At 28.8% G+C, this 2,896-nt stretch carries 4 protein-coding genes and 1 pseudogene; all 5 read left to right on the top strand.

From position 1 onward, the window contains the following. On the top strand, positions 1–180 hold a 180-nt coding region (locus B2671_RS03260), incomplete at its 5' end, for a hypothetical protein (protein ID WP_346869139.1). Positions 181–553: 373 nt separating this feature from the next. After that, positions 554–1,312, top strand: coding sequence for an EFR1 family ferrodoxin (locus tag B2671_RS03255; RefSeq protein WP_346869138.1), 759 nt, complete (start codon positions 554–556; stop codon positions 1,310–1,312). Between the two features lie 266 nt (positions 1,313–1,578). Then, positions 1,579–2,337 (top strand): NERD domain-containing protein, encoded by a 759-nt coding sequence (locus B2671_RS03250; protein WP_346869137.1) that lies wholly within the window; start codon positions 1,579–1,581, stop codon positions 2,335–2,337. Between the two features lie 40 nt (positions 2,338–2,377). Then, positions 2,378–2,686, top strand: a complete 309-nt coding sequence (locus tag B2671_RS03245) for a hypothetical protein (protein WP_346869136.1) — start codon at positions 2,378–2,380, stop codon at positions 2,684–2,686. Positions 2,687–2,702: 16 nt separating this feature from the next. After that, positions 2,703–2,896 (top strand): annotated as a pseudogene (locus B2671_RS03240) (hypothetical protein); the annotation flags it as partial.

Genomic DNA, 2,896 nt, shown 5'->3' with positions numbered 1-2,896 from the left:
TTTACCATGAACCTCAATAATTGGGAACACATAGAAACAGTAGAATTTCAGAATTCTGCTGTTTTTTTATGTGGTTCAGTATTTTTTAAAATAAGTTGCGCACACAACAAATGTGTGTTAATATTAAGTTGTCCACACAACATAAAAAGGAGAGATAAAGTATGCATACGGAAAAACTAGGCGACTTAGTAATGAACATATATAAGAATTTGAAGACGAAAATTGAAAGAGATTTAAAACATTATGATATTGGTATGGGACAAATGCAGATATTGATGACTTTCTTTAATGATATTGAGAACACTTTAACGCAAAACGATTTGGTCAAACTGGTTNNGAGTGTACTAAAATTATTAGAAAAGGGATATATTGAGCAGTCAGATATTAATAAAAAGGGTTATCGCTTGACAGCAAAAGGTGTTGACTTAAAATCTGAAATTGTCCCAATATTTATTAACTTAAATGCATTGATAACAAAAGATATAGATCCAAGTAATATAAATCAAACTCTTATTACCCTTACTAAAATATCTGAAAATTTGGAGGGAATAATATGAATGTATCCATTGTATATTTTAGTGGTACAGGAAATACAAAAGCAATAGCGGAAGGCTATGAAGCTGTGCTTGCAAAGTCAGGTCATCATATTGAGATTATGTCTATAGAAGAGTCAACTTGCATACCTGATCATGAGTTGTTAATAATTGGTGGTCCCATTTATGCAGGAAATATGCCTGATGAGCTAATCAATTGGATCAGGAAGAATGTAAAAAGAGTAGAGGGAAAAAAAGCTATTGTCTTTTCAACCTCAGCAGGATTATTAAATGCAAATGGTGTTAAATCAATTGGTAAAAAACTGATAAATAAAGGTTATTCACTTCTAGATATGAGTGCTTTTGAAATGCCACGTAACTTCTACATCGATAAATATGATCCTACCCCTGATAATATTCAAAAGCAACAATTTGAAAATGCAGCAACTAAAATTATGGAGTCATTAAGTAAAATTAATAATTGTAATGAAATAAGAGTAAAAGAGTCAATGATAATGATTGATTTATTTGCTGATTTATTTAGGATTATGGCAAAATCACTAGGTAAGTCCTTTAGCATTAATGAAAACTGTATTGGTTGTGGAATGTGTGAAAAAAATTGTCCAAAGAAAAATATAAAATTTAAAGATAAGAAGTATTTTAATAAGTGTATTATGTGTACACGTTGCATTCACAACTGTCCTGTTAATGCAATTAGCTATAAAGGTAAGCAAATTGAACAGTATAGAGTACATTATGACATAATGTTTAATTCTTAAAAACGCCTGTGGGATTAGATTATAGATATTTTATAAAATATTAGTGAAATAAAATAGATATATTATTACTCAACTAGAAAAGTAAGAAACAGTAGAATTTCAGAANNTACATTAAACAAAGGAAATATATGCTTTAAATGGTATGAATTCATTGAGCGGTGGAGAGGGAGATGGTACAATAAGGATATTGTTGATTTAATTTAAATAATAAGGATCAGGTAAAATAATATTCAATTTAAGAATAGTATTAAAGGTGAGTGAAATAAGTGGAAGTAATTGTTGAACTTTTAATTAGATTTTGGTATTTATGGGTGTTGGTAATTGCAGTAGGAATATTAGATCTTTTTATGCCAAGAATAAAGGGATTCTTTGGAGAAAAATCAGTATCCTTTTTCTTATCAAGACTTGATGAAACTAAGTATATGGTTATAAATGATATAATGCTACAGGTGGGAAGTAAGACAACCCAGATTGATCATGTTGTTGTATCTAATTATGGTGTTTTTGTTATTGAAACAAAAAACTATAAGGGATGGATTATAGGGAATGAATTTGATGAATATTGGAAACAAGTTATTTATAAATCTAAGAAAAATATGTATAATCCAATAAGGCAGAACTACGGACATATACAAGCTCTAAAAGAGATAATAGGTGACTTTCCAGAAGTGAATTACATTCCTATTGTAGTTTTCACTACTAAAGCGGATTTAAAAGTTAAATGTAAAACGGATGTTATATATACAATAAATTTATTGAAGACAATTAAAAAATATAATAAACAGACATTAAGAGATTCTGTAAAAAAACAAATATACTCAAAACTGATTTCTTTGGGTATTGATGGTAAAGAAAATAGGAAAGCCCATGTAGCACAAATTCAGAATCGACTAATTGATAATAAGAATAAAATAAGTAATGATATATGTCCTAGGTGTGGAGGCAAGTTAGTTTCGAGAAAAGGTAAATATGGTGAGTTTAAAGGGTGCAGCAATTATCCTAAATGTAGATTTATTTTGAAATAGTCAAGCAGTGACTAGAATATAAACAGTTGGAGATGTTTTTATGAATAATAAAAGTTACTTTATTATAGGAGTTTTATTAAGCATAGTATCATTAATACTAATATTCCTAGGAATAAAGCTCAGTATAATAGTGTGTGTGTTGGGTTTAATTGTTTTATTAATAGTAATTGGAATATTAATGTATTGGAGTACAATAAGTTATGAATGGGTATGTGAAGAATGTGGAGAAAAATTTAATATTTCATTAAAACAAAATATTTTTGGCATTAATTCGGGAGTTAATTATAAAAACCTATATTGTCCTAAATGTCATAAAAAAACTATGTGCAAGGGCTTTAAGAAGAAATAAACAAAGAGGTGTTGTTATGGGTCAAGGTTATACTTTGAAATGTAGTAAATGCGACTATGAAAAGACTTTTAACACAGGTATAGGTTTTCTCTTTATGGAAATTAAGGAACACGTAGCAAAGGATATAGTAGATGGTAAATACGGTAAAGGAATCCAAAGCTTTATAGATCAGCATCCCAAGGCAGAAATTTATGTTAGTAGAGAAATATA

It is taken from the genome of Clostridium sp. UBA5119 (assembly GCF_002414285.1).
In the GTDB taxonomy this organism is placed as follows: domain Bacteria; phylum Bacillota; class Clostridia; order Clostridiales; family Clostridiaceae; genus Clostridium_J; species Clostridium_J sulfidigenes.
The sequence above is the reverse complement of the archived record's forward strand: the minus strand, read 5'-3'. Positions and strand labels throughout refer to the sequence as shown.